The organism is Actinoplanes sp. NPDC020271, from assembly GCF_044388125.1.
GTDB lineage: Bacteria > Actinomycetota > Actinomycetes > Mycobacteriales > Micromonosporaceae > Actinoplanes.
The window spans coordinates 322,647-337,438 of record NZ_JBIRWQ010000006.1; the positions used below are offsets into that span (position 1 = coordinate 322,647).

The window sequence follows — 14,792 nt, forward strand, 5'->3', positions numbered from 1 at the left end:
AGAAATCGCAGCGTGGGATCGTGCCGCCCGGTCACGACTCCCCGCGCTCACATACCCTAGGGGGGTACGGGTATGGTGGTGGTTGGAGGGCGGCACTGTGCCGTCCGTCGTCCAGAGCTGAGGGAGATCGTGATGGCGACCCAGACCTACACCGTGACCGGCATGACCTGCTCGCACTGCGTCAACTCGGTCAGCACCGAGATCGGCAAGCTGCCCGGCGTGACCGATGTCCAGGTCGACCTGCCCGCCGGGGCGGTCACCGTCACCAGCGACCAGCCTCTCGAGCAGGCCGCGGTCGCCGCGGCCGTCGACGAGGCCGGCTACGCCCTGGCGAGCTGAGCCGTGAACACCGCCGGCAAACTCGGCGGCTTCGGGCTCGGGCTGGCGGCCGTGTTCACGGCCGCCCTCGGCCTCGGCCACGTCGCCGGGCCGACCCGCGCCGCCGAGCCGTCCGCAGCCCACGCCGGGCACACCACTCCCGCCGCTGCGGCTGAGCCGGCCGGTGCACTGCCGGCCGGGCTTCAGATCAGTCAGGACGGCTACCGCCTCACCCCGCTGACCACCCTGTCCACCGGGGCACCGCAGGACTTCCGGTTCCAGATCACCGGGCCCGACACCCGGCCGGTCACCGGCTACACCACCAGCCACGACAAGGACCTGCACCTGATCGTGGTCCGCCGCGACCTGTCCGGCTTCCAGCACGTACACCCCGCACTCGGCGCCGACGGCACCTGGTCGGTCCGGTTGGCGGTGCCCGCCGCCGGGCAGTACCGGGTCTTCGCCGACTTCCAGCCCACCGGCCATGACGGTCTCGTCCTCGGCGCCGATGTTCCCGCCGCCGGCGACTACCAGCCCACCCCACTGCCGGTGGCGTCGCGGACCACGACGGCCGACGGCTACACGGTCACCCTCACCGGTGACCTGACGCCCGGTACGTCGTCGCAGCTGACCCTGTCGGTCAGCAAGGACGGCCGGCCGGTCACCGACCTGCAGCCCTACCTCGGCGCGTACGGGCACCTGGTCGCGCTGCGCGACGGCGACCTGGCCTACCTGCACGTACACCCGGACGGGCAACCCAGCGACGGCCGCACCACCGCCGGCCCTGACGTCGCCTTCCAAGCCGAAGTGCCGTCCACCGGCGCCTACCGGCTGTACCTGGACTTCCAGCATGACGGGAAGGTCCGTACCGCCGAGTTCACCGCCGTTGCCGGAACGGTCACCGGTGTGCCGAGCCCGGCACCACCGGCCGCCTCCGCCACGCCGAGTCCGTCCGGGCACGGCGCCGACGGCCACACCCACGACTAGAAGGAGAGCGTCATGGCATCCGTCGCCGGGCCGCTGCCCCTGGCCCCGAACCGGATCGAGCTGTCGATCGGCGGCATGACCTGTGCCTCCTGCGCCGCGCGGATCGAGAAGAAACTCAACCGCATGGACGGCGTGGTCGCCACCGTCAACTACGCCACCGAGAAAGCCAGCGTCGCCTACCCCGACGGCGTGAGCGCCGAGGATCTGATCGCCACCGTCGAGAGGACCGGCTACACCGCGAAGCTCCCGCCGCCACCACAGCGACCCGGCGACGATGCGGCAGAACAGGCGCAACCGGTCGACGAACTGCACGCCCTGCGGACCCGGCTGCTCACCGCTATCCTGCTCAGCCTGCCGGTGGTGCTGCTGGCGATGGTGCCGGCCTGGCAGTTCACCTACTGGCAGTGGCTGTCACTGACCCTGGCCGCGCCGGCCGTCGTCTGGGGCGGGCTGCCGTTCCACCAGGCGGCCTGGACCAACCTGCGCCACGGCGCCGCGACCATGGACACCCTCATCTCCATGGGCACCATCGCCGCGTTCGGCTGGTCACTGTGGGCGCTGTTCTTCGGCTCCGCCGGCACGCCCGGCATGACGCACCCGTTCACCCTCGACATCGGCGCCTCCGACGGGGCCGGCGCCATCTACCTGGAAGCCGCCGTCGGGGTCACCACGTTCATCCTCGCCGGCCGCTACTTCGAAGCCCGCTCCAAGCGCCGTGCCGGAGCCGCCATGCGCGCCCTGCTGGAGCTCGGTGCCAAGGACGTCGCGGTGCTGCGCGACGGCACCGAACGCCGGATCCCGGTCGCCGACCTCGCTGTGGGGGACCGGTTCATCGTGCGGCCGGGCGAGAAGATCGCCACCGACGGCGTCATCGAGGACGGCACCTCGGCCGTCGATGCGAGCATGCTGACCGGCGAGTCCGTGCCGGTCGAGGTCGCCCCGGGCGATCCGGTGGTCGGTGCGACCGTCAACGCGGGCGGCCGGCTGATCGTGCGTGCCACCCGGATCGGCGCCGACACCCAGCTCGCGCAGATGGCGAAACTGGTCGAGCAGGCCCAGACCGGTAAGGCCGCCGTGCAACGGCTCGCCGACCGGATCTCCGGCGTGTTCGTGCCGATCGTGATCGCCCTCGCGGTCGCGACGCTCGGCTGGTGGGTCGGCACCGGCGCCGGGTGGACCGCCGCGTTCACCGCCGCCGTCGCCGTGCTGATCATCGCCTGCCCCTGCGCGCTCGGCCTCGCCACGCCGACGGCGCTGCTGGTCGGCACCGGACGCGGCGCGCAGCTCGGGATCCTGATCAAGGGCCCCGAGGTGCTCGAGTCGACCCGGACCGTGGACACCGTCGTGCTGGACAAGACGGGCACGGTCACCACCGGCCGGATGAGCCTGGTCGACGTGGTGCCCGCCGCCGGCGTCGACCGTGAGCAGTTGCTGCGCCTGGCCGGGGCGGTCGAAGCCGCCTCCGAGCACCCCATCGCCCAGGCGATCGCCTCGGCCGCCGCCGACAGCGCGCCGCTACCACCGGTCACCGGGTTCGCCAGTACCGAAGGCCTCGGTGTCACCGGCACCGTCGACGGTCACACCGTGCACGTCGGCCGCCCGGCGCTGCTGCGCCAGGCCGGGCTGAGCGTGCCCGCCGACGTCGAGCACGCTGTCACCGCCGCCCACGCGGCGGGACAGACCGCCGTGGTCGCCGGCTGGGACGGCCAGGTCCGCGGCGTCCTCGCTGTCGCCGACACCGTCAGAGCGACCAGCCGCGACGCTGTGGCCCAGCTGCGGACGCTCGGCCTGTCGCCGGTGCTGCTCACCGGCGACAACGAGACCGTCGCCCGGGCCGTGGCCGCGCAGGTCGGCATCGACGAGGTGATCGCCGAGGTCCTTCCGGCCGACAAGGTCGACGTCGTCAAACGGCTGCAGGAGCAGGGCAAGGTCGTGGCGATGGTCGGTGACGGCGTCAACGATGCCGCCGCCCTGGCCCAGGCCGACCTCGGGCTGGCCATGGGCACCGGCACCGATGCCGCGATCGAGGCGTCCGACCTGACCCTGGTCCGCGGCGACCTGATGGCCGCCGCCGACGCGATCCGGCTGTCGCGGCGCACCCTGCGCATCATCAAGAGCAACCTGTTCTGGGCCTTCGCCTACAACGTGGCCGCCCTGCCGCTGGCCGCAGCCGGCCTGCTCAACCCGATGATCGCCGGCGCGGCGATGGCGTTCAGCTCGGTGTTCGTCGTCGCCAACAGCCTGCGGCTGCGCCGCTTCACCAGCATCACGACGTAAGCCGTACGACAGCGCCGCCTGCACCCACCGAGACGGGTGCAGGCGGCGCTGTGTGAAGCCCGGCCGCGAAGCGTGGTCCGTCGGGAGGACCGACTCAGACCAGGCGCCGGACCACGTAATTCGTGCTCCAGATCTTCTGCTTGGTCACCGTCTTGCCGGTTCGCGGGGCCGCCCACATCTTGCCGCCACCGGCGTAGATGCCGGCGTGCGTGCCGCGCGTGCCGGACCGGATGATGATCAGATCACCGGGACGGGCCTGGGACTTGGCGACGGCCTTGCCGTATCGCTGCTGCAGGTTCGCCTTGTGCGGCAGCTTCTTGCCCGCTGCCTTCTTGTAGACGTACATGGTGTAGCCCGAGCAGTCGAACCGCTTGGGCCCGGCGGCGCCGAACTTGTACTGCTTGCCCTTGTGCTTCGCCGCTTCGGTCATGATCCGGTTCGCGGCCATCCTGGACGCTGCCGCCTTGGACCGGGCGGCCTGGTACGCCGCCGCCTTGACGGTGATGCCGCTCTGGCTGAATGCCACGCTGGTCTGCGGAAACACCTGCGTGGTGGCGACGGCCGAGGACGGGGTCGCGGCGGAGGCCGACTGCGGTGAGCCGATCCCGCCGGTGAGAAGACCGAGACCCACGGACAGGGCGATGGTGCCGACTCCCAGGGTACGGGCGGGCCGGCTCAGGGTACTTACGCGCACGGTGAAGGAATCCCTCCGGCACGCCTGCGAGGTTAGCTGTCGGATTCGGGCGCGAAGGTTGCCCGGCCGCACGCTGGCGGCTTCACCCCGAGGTCCTCATGTCCCGGTCGCCGCAGTACGGCGTGCCGGTCGAGGACCGATAGTGGTTCCCCCGTCCCTGCCCCCGATTGCCTCATGACTCGTCATGCGGGTTCGCGCCGCCGGACCGGGGCAGGGCTCGGCGTGGTCCAGGTCGGCGCGACCGGCGAGCCTGTGCCCGCCGCCCTTCCTTGATAGCCCACCTCGCGACCGCCCCGGTTCCCCAGAATGCTCACTCATAGTGACGGCCATGCCGATGTGTGTCCGTTTCGGAAGACCGGTGCGAAGTTTGTCAGTACGTTCTGCTCACGGATGGTAGACCCAGAGTGGTTTTGATCTGTGAAAGGGAACACTTCAAATCTGTGCGGTCGCTGTGAGTAGCCTCGGCTGGGTTCCCCGGCACGGCGCGTTCCAGGCGACCGTCGGCCCGTTGATCGTGGCCGACCGTCCGGCCCTCATTGCCCGAACCGATGACCTCCCGCAATCGAGGGTCACCGAGTGGGATACGCAGGTGATGTCCGTTGCGCCGAGGATCGCACCCGAAGGCGGTCGCCGCCGCGACGCAACCGAATCGCCACAACAGGACTTTTCAACCGGTCGTGCCGTGCCCGACTGCACAACCAGCGCACACCGGTCCCGGCTGCGGCCGCACCGATCGTCACCGCACCCCACGAGGGCAGACGGCAGCAGCACGCGATCGGGCCGGTCGGCCCGGGCCGGACCGCGCAGCAGCCCCGCGAATGGATTGGACCCGGCTCAGGACTTCACGAGCCGGGCGATCGCCGCGCTCGCCTCCTTGATCTTCGAGTCCACGTCGCCTTCGACGGCGGCGTGGACCACGCAATGGCGCAGATGGTCCTCGAGCAAGCCGACGGCTACCGCGTGCAGGGCGCTCTTGGCGGCCGAGATCTGGGTCAGGATGTCGATGCAGTAGGTGTCCTCGTCGACCATCCGCTGGAGTCCGCGGATCTGCCCCTCGACCCGCTTCAGCCGGGCCATCAGCGCTTGTTTCTCCGCCGAATACCCGTGCGGCCCGGCCGGTTTCGCCTCACTCATGCCGTGCAAGATACCCGGCACCCGTATCAGCCCGGCTCGGCTGCGGACACGCCCTGGCGGTAACGCGCCCGCTGGGGTGACCAGCCGACCGTGCCCGCGCACCCGGCCCACGCCGAACCGAATCAGCGGGGGCCAGGAAGCTCTGCAGGGATCGGAGTCGTCGGGAACGGCGAGGAACCACGCCCCGCTTCCTACTCTCCTGGACGACGTCCTCGGCGGTGGGCAGGTCGTCGACCAGGAACCCTTACGCACCCGAGCTCTGCTTCAGCACAGCGAGCTCTTGCGCCGGAAAGGGACGGTTCCCCCACAGGCCGCCGTAACTGTCTCCGGCACCTGCGTCAGATACGGCCTGCGTCATACGGATGGTGGCCCGGATAAAGGCTGCCACAGAGATCCGCTCGTCCCAGACCCGAGTGACGCCGATCCAAGGGTCGTCCTGTCGGAGGTCCGGCATGTGAAGGATCTGTAGGTACACGTCCTCCGCCGCTCCACCGAACTGGAACATGTAGCCGTTGGGCATGCCGTATATACCGGCGGTCGTAGCACTGGACCCTATCTGCAGGTCCCGTGCCGCCCGCAAGAGATTCTCCAGGCTCCTGTCGAGGTATGACGTGTTCATCCTCAGCTCGTAATCGTCTGCTTGCCACGTGAACCGAGCCCAAGCGGAACTAGTGATGGTCCAGCTCATGTCGAAGCGCGCAACAGCCACTGAGACTGTCTACCCCATGATCATTCCCGTTGCGAAACGGAGCGCCGCGGTGAAAGGCCCGGGCCGAGGACGAGTCCGTGGGTGTCGGCCAGTTCGGTGGCCTGTCGGCGCAGTTCTTCGAGCCTGTTGTAGCAGTCACGGGTGTCGTCCGGCCTGTTGCTCTGCGTCGGCCCACGCTCGCCAGGTGCGCGACCATGGCGTGAATGCGGCCTCGACTCCAGCGTGAATGGTGCCGGCTTCGCCGATGTCGTCGAGCGTCGATTCGGGTCCTTTCGAATCGTCCCGGGTTATAGGTGCTTGGCGATGGTGGTGGCGGCTTCGGCGCGCATGGGGTCGGGGTTCGCCCAGGTCCAGTTGGGGTGAGCGCGGTTGGTGAGCAGGGACAGCACCAGTTTGCGGCTCGGGTCGACCAGTAGGGATGTGCCGGTGAAGCCGGTGTGCCCGAACGTGGTTGCGGACGAGAGAGTGCCCATGAACCATGGTTGGCGCAGGGTGACGCCCAGTCCGTGGTAGGAGGGGCGGCCCGGCCGTTCCGGGTCGACCGCGGGCAGTCCTTTGTTCTGGTTGGTGAGCATCTCTTTGACGATCGCGGTGGAGAGCAGGCGTTTGCCGCCGTAGGTGCCTGCGTTGAGCAGCAGCTGGCCGATGACGGCGACGTCGTAGGCGGTGCCGAACACTCCGGCACTGCCGATGATGCCGCCCATCTGGTTCGCGACGTCGTCGTGGACGACACCGCGTAGCAGGCCGCGGGAGGTGCGGGCGTCGGTGGCAGCCAGCCGCGCGGCCTGCTGGGTTTTGCTCAGCCATGTCAGTGGGGTGAAGCCGGTGCCGCGCAGCCCGAGTGGTGTGGTGATACCGGTCTTCAGGGCTGCGTCGAGGGTGGTTGCGGTGACCTTCTCGACCAGTTGCGCCGCCACCATCAGTCCCACGCTGGAGTAACGGAACACCGTGCCGGGCGTCGCCCCCTTGACCAGTGGGGTGGCCAGGACCGCGGCACGTTTGGCGGCCTGCGACGGCAGTCCCTTGATGCTCGCGCCGACGGGCAGGCCGCTGGTGTGGGTGAGCAACATCCGTACCGTGATCTTGTTCTTGCCGGTACCGGTGAAGCCGGGCAGATACCGCACGACCGGAACGTCGAGGTCGACACGACCCTTGTCGACCTGCTGCAGCAGCAGGATGGACGTGTAGACCTTGGTGAGCGAGGCAAGGTCGAAGATCGAATCGGTGCGCATCGCCACCCGTTTGGACGCGGGCAGCTGAACCGGACCGGCGGCGTAGCGCAACGCGTGACCCACGGCGAGAGTGGCGGTCACCTTGCCGTCGACCATGACGACGGCGGCTGCCCCGGCATAGGTGGGGTGCTTGGGGTTGGCCTCGGTGGGTTTCAGGTATTTGGTGAGGACCGCTTTCAGCGGCGCGACATAGGGCGCAACTGCTGTGCTGGCGGCCACCGGTGTCGTCGCTGCATCGCCTGCGGTGCCACGAGCTGTCTGCGAGGGTGAGGAACTGCTCTCGCAGCCGGTCATCAGGGCGGTGGCCGCGGTGAGCCCGGCGCCGAGCAGGCCGCGACGAGTCATCGGCATAATCGCGCATCATGCCAAGCCGGTTCGCCTTCGGCAATCACCTCAGCTGTTCGCATCAAATCTGTGTGTTCCCGCAGGCAGGTGGATCAACAGCATCGCCTGCGACGCGTTCGACAAGTGGACCCGGAACCTGCCGAGCAGCCGATGCCGGCCGATCGCGTACCGCAGAAAGTGGCAATGGTGAGCAAGAAGAAATCCAGCAACCTTCTCGTTCTCGGATTCATGTTGGTCCTGACCGTGATCCTGCGACCCAGCGTCATCCACGACGGCGGCTGGCGCGCATGGGTCGCCACGGGCGCGAGCTTCTTCGTGGTCGGATTGTTCGTCACCGAGCTGAGCACACCGCTGCGCCGGCGACGACCGTCGGAGTCGGCTCACGACGAGCAGGACTGACCGGGCCCGCAGCACATCGCAAGCCGACGATTCCGACGATGACGGCGACCACGACCGCGATACCGATGCCGCCAAGGATTTGGTTCTGACACTGAAGTCAGCCGGCGACATTCTTCTCCGGCGGGTTGCCCGAACGGTGCCGGCCGAGCTGGATCTGATGCTGGTCCCGGATGCCCACCTGGGGCGCATGCTGCTGGCGTGGTCGGGACCGGGCCGACCTCGGTGACGCCGGTGGCGGTGAAGGGTGAGTTGGAGAAGCTGGCCTACCTGCGTCGGCTGGACGCGCCCACGCTGGATCTGTCGATGCGGCCGGCGGATCGGCGCCGGTTCCTGGCCGGGGCGGGCCGGCGGTTGACCGGGCAGGCGTTGCAGCGGCGCGAGCCCGAGCGGCGGTATCCGATCTTGCTCACGCTGATCGCGCAGTCGGCGTTCGGCGGCGTCACCGGCGCGGGCCGGCCCAGGCATCCAGGGCGGTGTGGATGGAGGCGAGTCGCGCGTCATCCCACTTGGTGGCCGGGTCGGGCTCGAGGAAGGTCATCGCCGTGCTGGCCATGGCGAGCGCCGGCAGCGACCATTCCTCCTCGGTGGCCGCGCCCGACGGCCGGGCGAGGGTCACCCGGGTCGCGACCTCTGGGGTCGACAATGAGGTGATCACCAGGCCGCGCATGGCGGCGCTGAGCAGTGTCGCGACGGTGTCGAAGCCGCAGCCGAGCTCGGGGCGCAGCCGGTAGCCGAGTAGGCCGGCGAGCTGCTCCCAGGCCTTGGCGATGAGCGCGGTCTGGCCGGCCTCGGCCTGGGCCAGGGCGGCCTGGACCTGGTTGCGCAGGTCGCCGTCGGCCAGGCCGGAGAAGGTGGCGTGCAGGGCTAGGTAGGTGCGCCAGCCAGGCGAGCTCAGCACGGTGCGGAAGTCAAGCAGGGCGAGGCGGCGGACCAGCTCGAGGATGAGCCCGTGTCTGCCCTCGGGGGTGCTCAGCCAGTCCTCGTGCTCGACGACGATGTGGCGGATCAGCGTGACCTCGTCGGCGATGATCTCCGGGCTGGCCGACCGGGCGAGCTCTTTGATGAGGTCACTGAAGAACAGATCGCGGTACGGCCAGTGCCGGTACGCGGTGCTGCGTGCCACGTCCGCGTCGCGGATGACGTCTTCGAATCGGATGTGGTCGAGGCTCACCGTCAGTCCGGTCCGCTGGATGGTGTCCAGCGCGGCCCGCAGCATCCTGGCTCGCGTTTCCTCGTCGGACAGCCGTCGGTGCCGCCGCCCGAGCCCGGAGGGCACGGGGCTCTCGTTGCGCATGCCGACAATCTAGCAGCGGGACTTTAGACTCTGTGTCTCAAGTCTAAACCCATTCAGAATTGACGATGACCAGAGACGACGAGGAGCGCACCATGAGACTGTGGCCGTACGGGGAGAGCGATCTCCGCGCCATGTACCGCGGTGGGCGTGGCAACGCCACCGCCCGCCGCTTCGCCCGCTTCTGGGCCGTCGTGCAGGGTGCCGGCGTGCTACCCCGGCGCTGGGTGACCCTGGAGGTGCCCGGGCGGCGGACCGGGCGCACGACCCGCTTCCCACTCGGCATGGCCGACTGGAACGGTCACTGGTATCTCGTGTCGATGCTCGGCAACGACTGCAATTGGGTGCGCAACGTACGCGCCGTCGGCGGCGCCGTGACCATCCGGCACGGCCGCGCTCGTCCCCGGCGGCTGGTCGAAGTGCCGCCGGCCGAACGCGCCCCGATCATCAAGCGCTACCTGCAGAAAGTGCCCGGCGGCCGGCCCCACATCCCCGCGCTCCCGGACGCCCCCATCGCCGACTTCGAGGCGATCGCGGCCCAGTACCCCGTCTTCCGCATCGACGCCGTCGAGGAGCGTGTCGCATGAACGCCGAGACCTCCGCGCTGCCCCGGCGCAAGCGGCACTGGCTGCGCTGGACCCTGGCCGGCGTCGCGGCCCTCCTGGTGCTCCTCGTGGCCGGCGCCGTCGCGGCCGTGAAGCTGCAGCCGGTGCCGTCGCCGCTGACCCTGCCGGTGAACCCCGCTCCGTCCAGCGGGCCCCTGAACGGCGCTTACCAGCCCACCACAGGGTCGCTGGCCGGCTTTCGCATCCAGCAGTCCTTCCTCGGCGTCACGAGCGAGATGGTTGGCCGTACCCCCGACATCACCGGCACGGTGACGGCAACCGGCGACCGGGTCACCGCCGCGAGCCTGCGTATCAACCTGCTCGCGCTCACGTCGGGCGGCAAGAAGCCCGCGCCGCAGTACAACATCAGCCTCGACACCGAGCATTACCCGGACGCCACGGTCACCCTGACGCAACCGGTCGCGCTCAGCCAGGTGGCCACGGCGACGGGAACGCTCACCCTGCACGGCGTCACACGGACCGTCACCGCGACGATGTCGATCCGCCAGGACGGCGCGGGCCTGGACGTGGCCGGCTCGCTTCCGGTCGCCTTCGCCGACTACCGGTTGGCCCAGCCGACAGGCTACGGATCGCTGGGCTCCCTCGCCGACCATGGCACGGCCGAGTTCCTGCTCCTGCTACGTCGGCCATAAGTCAGTAACCACCGGCGCTCGATCACCGCGGCCTCCGGGCCTCGGCGGCTCGTGAGCGGGTCGACGAGGTGTCGTTCCCGGGCAGTCACGTGGCCTGGAGCGCCCCACCTACCGCTACCACGTTTGTGAAGTCAGAGACGTCGACGGAGTTGGCCCCACAAATCGACTACTCACGGTTACCGCCGAATGTGAGACACAGCCGTTCTCTTTGCAGACCCGCTCGATTCCGCGGACCGGTTACTTCATGGTTGCTGAGAGGGCAGCGGGGACCACGCCAGGAGCGGTGTTTCCGGCCCGGCACGCCGAGCTGACAAACCTCGCGGGATGGGCGCCGTGGAGGGCGGCCGCTGTCGCCGGAGCCGGCCGCTGTGGCGTCGACGGTGGCCGACCGAGACCCGCGATGGGGAGCTGGCCTTGATGCGGTCCGCCCAGCATGACCTCGAACGGATTCGAGCGAGTTTCGCTCATGACGCGTGCCGTCTGAGCGCGCCCCGTCCGGCGATTTCGTCGCACGTCCGGCCCTGGTATACCGATACCATCTGGGCCGGTAGCGGATGCCGTAGCCACCGACGGCCGGGGCACGGGTCGACTTCGTGGCCCGGTGCCCGGCGTACATCTGAGATGTGGTGGTGTGCAAACCGGGGGAGCGGCTGGGCACTCGGACCGCATAGACCCCGTCATCTGTCGATGATCATGGCGGACCACACCTCTACAGGGCCGCCGGTTCGGGTCAACCTGTCGGCAGAGCCACATCTAAGGCAGATCTGCAGTGAGGCGGTCCGCGTCGCGTAACAATGCTGTCCGCGCCCGGGTCATCGTGGTGATGGCGTCGCTGACCTGGTCCAGACCGTCGGGGTCGGTGATCGCGGGATGGTGGGCGAGCTTGTGGAGTTCGTCGAGGGCGTGGGAGATCTGCAGAGCGCCGTGCAGCAGGTGATTGACCAGGTCCTGGACCGCGTCGCCGTCTGGCGCCGGCTCCGGGGTGTCCGGAATGCCGTCGGTATGCACGGTCAGGCGAGGCGGTGCCTGTCGAGAATCCGCATGATCTCGGCAGCACCCTGGGTGAGGACGTCGAGGTCTTCCTCGGTGAAGTGCCGGGGTGTGGCGTCGAGGACGCAGTGCGCGCCCAGGACGTGTCCGCTGTCGTCGGTCAGGGGTACGCCGGCGTAGCTGCGCAGGCCGGTCATGTTGAGCAGCGGGTTGTCGGCGTGCCGGGGGTCGGCGGTGTTGTCGGTCAGCAGGAACGGGGCTCCGGCGAGCACGGTGTGGGTGCACAACGCCCATTCCGCCGGGGTGCCCTGCAGGTCGTCGCCGGTGTCGGGCAGGCCGTGGCGGCCGATGATCAGTTGGGCGCTGTCGAGCAGGATGGATGCCATGGAGACCGGTGCGTTCAGCTTGTGCGCACTGTGGGTGGCGATGCGGTCGAGGTGGTCGCGCAGTTCCGGGTGCAGCAGGTCGTAGGCGGCGAGGTGTCGCATGCGGGCGGGTTCGCCGAGCCGGTCGAACAGGTCGGTGTTGGTGGTCGAGTTCACGCGGGGCTCCTGGTGGCGAGGTGCGCGGCGGCGAGGTGGGTGTGGGAGGTCATGCGGATGCGCAGGGCCTGGGCGCACAGCCGGCTGACCGGGTCCAGATGCGTCATGGCCTCGATCAGGCGCAGCAGGGACGGTTCGTCGGTCTCGGCGCCGGTCAGTTTCGCGGCGTCCAGCAGGGATGCCCAAGCCGAGCGGCCGGTGTGGCCGTGCACGCGGTGCATGGCGTCCTGGGCGTCGGCCATGGTGGGGCGCGACAGCCCGTAGGCGGCGCCAGTTGTTTCCGGTGTGGTCACGTGGACTCCAAGTGCCCGTGGGCGTCAGTGGCGGAAGCCGCCGACGAGGTTGGTCAGGTCGCTGGCGAGCCGGGTGAGGTCGGAGGCGGCCTGCTGGGTGGCTTTGGCGCCGTCGGCGGTGGCGGCGGCTACCTCGGCGACTCCGGAGACGGTGCGGGCGACGTCACCGGAGTTGGTGGCGGCTTCGGCCACCGAGCGGCTCATCTCGGCGGTGGTGGCGGTCTGTTCCTCGACCGCTGAGGCGATGGTGGTGGTGTAGTCGCCGATCTGACCGATGACCTCGGTGATCTCGCCGATGGCGGCGGCGGCCGTGCCGCTGGAGGTCTGCAGGGCGCCGATGCGGGCGGTGATCTCGTCGGTGGCGCGGGCGGTCTGCTGGGCCAGCTCCTTGACCTCGCCGGCGACCACGGCGAAGCCTTTGCCGAGTTCGCCCGCGCGGGCGGCCTCGATGGTGGCGTTGAGTGCTAGCAGGTTGGTCTGTTCGGCGATGCTGGTGATCAGGCGGACAACGTCGCCGATCTCCGCGCTGGCCGAGCCCAGTTCGGCCACCTGGGAATTGGTGCGGCCGGCGACGCTCATGCCGCGCTGGGCGACCTCGGCGGCCTGTCCGGCGCTGGAGGCGATCTCGGTTATCGACGCGCTCATCTGCTCGGCGCCCGCGGCGATCGACTGGACGCCGGCGTTGACCTGCTCGGAGGCGTGTGAGGCGGAGTTGGCCCGCTGGGCGGCGTCGGCAGCACCGGATTGCAGCTGGGCGCTGACCGCGGACAGTTCCTCGGAGGCGCTGGCCAGCGTCACCGCTGATCCGCCGATGGTGGTCACCGTGTCGCGCAGGGTGGTCAGGGCTTTGTCCAAAGCCTGGCCCATCTGGCCGGGTTCGTCGCGGGACCGCAGGCCGGTGCTCTGGGTCAGGTCGCCGTGGGCCAGTGCCTGGCATACGTTCTTCACTCTGCTCAGCGAGCGGACGATGGTGGTGGCGGCCCAGGCGCCGAGGGCCAGCGCGGCCGAGCAGCCGAGGATCAGGATGATGATCGAGGTCAGGCGGCTGTTCTCGTAGCTGGATCGGGCGGCTGCGGCGTTCTTGGCGGCGTCAGCGGTTTCCGCGGCGCTGAGCGTGTCGATGTCCTGCTTGATCTGGGTCAGGTGCGGCAGTGCCTCGGTGTCGCGGACCTTCTGCCAGCCCACCATGTCGTTGGCCTTGCCGAGCGCCAGGAACTTGGTCTTGACGAGGTCGGTCCACGCGTTCCAGTGCGTTTGCAGGTCGGCGAGAACGGCGGGATCACCCGATGGCTCGCTGGCCTGGTAGGCGGCGACTGCGGCATCGACCGCGGTCAGGTCCGCGGTGAATGCGTCGGTGTACTTCTGCACGGTCGGCGCGTCCTGAGAGATCGCCTGGTTGCTGACGTCCAGGCGGGCCTGCCGGGTTGTCGCCTCGATCTGACCGATCGTCTTTATGCTGGCCACGTTGCTGTTGTAGAGAACACCCGCGGAGTCGCTGGCGTTGCCCAGCGCCTGCAGCCCGACAACGCCGATGACGACGGCGACCAAGACCGCTACACCGATCCCGCCGAGGATCTTGGTCTTGACGCTCAGATCGGCCAGGGAAAACCCGCTACGGCTGTTCACAGGACTGTTCGTGCTCACGGCGGTTCTCATCTCGTGCGCGCCAGAGGCAGTGGCCCGACCAGCACCGGACACTGTCGCGGCCGGTGCGGGACCGTCCGCATCAATCCGATCGACTGAGACTCGAATTTGCTGAGGAGCGCCGACGGGCAGACTGAGCCGATGACCGGCCGGCACATGCAGATCGGCGAAGCCGCGGAACGGGTGGGCTTGAACATCCGCACCATCCGCCACAACGATGACGCCGGGCTCATCGTGCCGTCCGCTCGCAGCGACGGCGGCTTCCGCCTCTGCACCGAACCCGACCTCGACCGGCTCCGCGTCGTTGAACGCATGAAACCGCTCGGGTTCACCCTCGACGAGATGCGCGACCTGCCGCAACTCCTGGGCGACCTGTCCGCCGGCACCGGTGACCGTGATGTCCTGCTCGAACGGCTCGCCGGATATCACGAAGCAGCCCGAACCCGGGTGCAGACGCTGCGGGACCAGCTCAGCAATGCCGACGGCTTCGCTCAGCAGATGAGCGAGCACCTCGACCAGCACAGCCGCTGGATACCGGGCGAGGCCACTGCGCCGACGCCCGATTCTGCGGCTCACCGCTGGCTGAGGCCGAGCAGACCCGCCGCGTCGTGGTACTCACCCTTGCTGCCGCAGGACCTCCACCTCGCCGTCATCGTCCTTGATGGGCACGTTGACTCCG

The 14,792-nt window shown here is 69.3% G+C and carries 15 protein-coding genes, 2 pseudogenes and 1 riboswitch; of the genes and pseudogenes, 8 read left to right on the forward strand and 9 right to left on the reverse strand.

Annotated features, from left to right (window positions below):
- Positions 1–132: 132 nt before the first annotated feature.
- From ACH442_RS16575 to ACH442_RS16585, 3 genes are read left to right on the forward strand one after another with little or no spacing between them, the layout of a single operon-like run.
- Entirely contained in the window at positions 133–339 is a 207-nt protein-coding gene (locus ACH442_RS16575; protein WP_396338869.1) for a heavy-metal-associated domain-containing protein, read from the forward strand.
- Between the two features lie 3 nt (positions 340–342).
- On the forward strand, positions 343–1,305 hold the full coding sequence (locus ACH442_RS16580) for a hypothetical protein (RefSeq protein WP_396338870.1): 963 nt from the start codon (positions 343–345) through the stop codon (positions 1,303–1,305).
- Between the two features lie 12 nt (positions 1,306–1,317).
- Positions 1,318–3,582: a heavy metal translocating P-type ATPase gene (locus ACH442_RS16585; RefSeq protein ID WP_396338871.1), complete on the forward strand. Its 2,265-nt coding sequence runs from the start codon at positions 1,318–1,320 to the stop codon at positions 3,580–3,582.
- A 94-nt stretch (positions 3,583–3,676) separates the two neighbouring features.
- On the opposite strand, the gene ACH442_RS16590 is transcribed toward ACH442_RS16585, so the two are convergent.
- The 4 genes from ACH442_RS16590 to ACH442_RS16605 form a co-directional block, all read right to left on the reverse strand.
- Positions 3,677–4,276, reverse strand: coding sequence for a C40 family peptidase (locus ACH442_RS16590; protein WP_396338872.1), 600 nt, complete (start codon positions 4,274–4,276; stop codon positions 3,677–3,679).
- Positions 4,277–4,282: 6 nt separating this feature from the next.
- Positions 4,283–4,459: riboswitch (cyclic di-AMP (ydaO/yuaA leader) on the reverse strand.
- A 651-nt stretch (positions 4,460–5,110) separates the two neighbouring features.
- Positions 5,111–5,410 (reverse strand): metal-sensitive transcriptional regulator, encoded by a 300-nt coding sequence (locus tag ACH442_RS16595; protein ID WP_396338873.1) that lies wholly within the window; start codon positions 5,408–5,410, stop codon positions 5,111–5,113.
- A 244-nt stretch (positions 5,411–5,654) separates the two neighbouring features.
- Positions 5,655–6,029: a hypothetical protein gene (locus ACH442_RS16600; RefSeq protein ID WP_396338874.1), complete on the reverse strand. Its 375-nt coding sequence runs from the start codon at positions 6,027–6,029 to the stop codon at positions 5,655–5,657.
- A gap of 377 nt (positions 6,030–6,406) precedes the next feature.
- Positions 6,407–7,702, reverse strand: a complete 1,296-nt coding sequence (locus ACH442_RS16605; RefSeq protein WP_396338875.1) for a serine hydrolase domain-containing protein — start codon at positions 7,700–7,702, stop codon at positions 6,407–6,409.
- Positions 7,703–7,879: 177 nt separating this feature from the next.
- Between ACH442_RS16605 and ACH442_RS16610 the strand changes: the two genes are divergently transcribed.
- Positions 7,880–8,095, forward strand: coding sequence for a hypothetical protein (locus ACH442_RS16610; RefSeq protein ID WP_396338876.1), 216 nt, complete (start codon positions 7,880–7,882; stop codon positions 8,093–8,095).
- Between the two features lie 142 nt (positions 8,096–8,237).
- A pseudogene (locus tag ACH442_RS16615) lies at positions 8,238–8,524 on the forward strand (hypothetical protein); the annotation flags it as partial.
- 10 nt (positions 8,525–8,534) lie between these two features.
- On the opposite strand, the gene ACH442_RS16620 reads toward ACH442_RS16615, so the two are convergent.
- Positions 8,535–9,389, reverse strand: coding sequence for a hypothetical protein (locus ACH442_RS16620; RefSeq protein WP_396338877.1), 855 nt, complete (start codon positions 9,387–9,389; stop codon positions 8,535–8,537).
- 65 nt (positions 9,390–9,454) lie between these two features.
- Between ACH442_RS16620 and ACH442_RS16625 the strand changes: the two genes are divergently transcribed.
- Together ACH442_RS16625 and ACH442_RS16630 are read left to right on the forward strand one after the other, a co-directional pair.
- Positions 9,455–9,973, forward strand: coding sequence for a nitroreductase/quinone reductase family protein (locus tag ACH442_RS16625; RefSeq protein ID WP_396338878.1), 519 nt, complete (start codon positions 9,455–9,457; stop codon positions 9,971–9,973).
- On the forward strand, positions 9,970–10,644 hold the full coding sequence (locus ACH442_RS16630) for a YceI family protein (protein ID WP_396338879.1): 675 nt from the start codon (positions 9,970–9,972) through the stop codon (positions 10,642–10,644). Before ACH442_RS16625 ends, ACH442_RS16630 begins: the two co-directional genes overlap by 4 nt.
- Before the next feature lie 753 nt (positions 10,645–11,397).
- On the opposite strand, the gene ACH442_RS16635 is transcribed toward ACH442_RS16630, so the two are convergent.
- The 4 genes from ACH442_RS16635 to ACH442_RS16650 are packed head-to-tail and all read right to left on the reverse strand — an operon-like array spanning position 11,398 to position 14,095.
- Positions 11,398–11,652, reverse strand: a complete 255-nt coding sequence (locus ACH442_RS16635) for a hypothetical protein (RefSeq protein ID WP_396338880.1) — start codon at positions 11,650–11,652, stop codon at positions 11,398–11,400.
- Between the two features lie 2 nt (positions 11,653–11,654).
- Positions 11,655–12,176: a GAF domain-containing protein gene (locus ACH442_RS16640; protein WP_396338881.1), complete on the reverse strand. Its 522-nt coding sequence runs from the start codon at positions 12,174–12,176 to the stop codon at positions 11,655–11,657.
- Positions 12,173–12,469: a hypothetical protein gene (locus tag ACH442_RS16645; protein WP_396338882.1), complete on the reverse strand. Its 297-nt coding sequence runs from the start codon at positions 12,467–12,469 to the stop codon at positions 12,173–12,175. Before ACH442_RS16645 ends, ACH442_RS16640 begins: the two co-directional genes overlap by 4 nt.
- 24 nt (positions 12,470–12,493) lie before the next feature.
- Complete coding sequence (locus ACH442_RS16650; protein ID WP_396338883.1) at positions 12,494–14,095, reverse strand: methyl-accepting chemotaxis protein; 1,602 nt, start codon at positions 14,093–14,095, stop codon at positions 12,494–12,496.
- Between the two features lie 159 nt (positions 14,096–14,254).
- Here ACH442_RS16650 and ACH442_RS16655 point away from each other — a divergent pair.
- Positions 14,255–14,635: pseudogene (locus ACH442_RS16655) on the forward strand (MerR family transcriptional regulator); the annotation flags it as partial.
- Between the last annotated feature and the right edge of the window lie 157 nt (positions 14,636–14,792).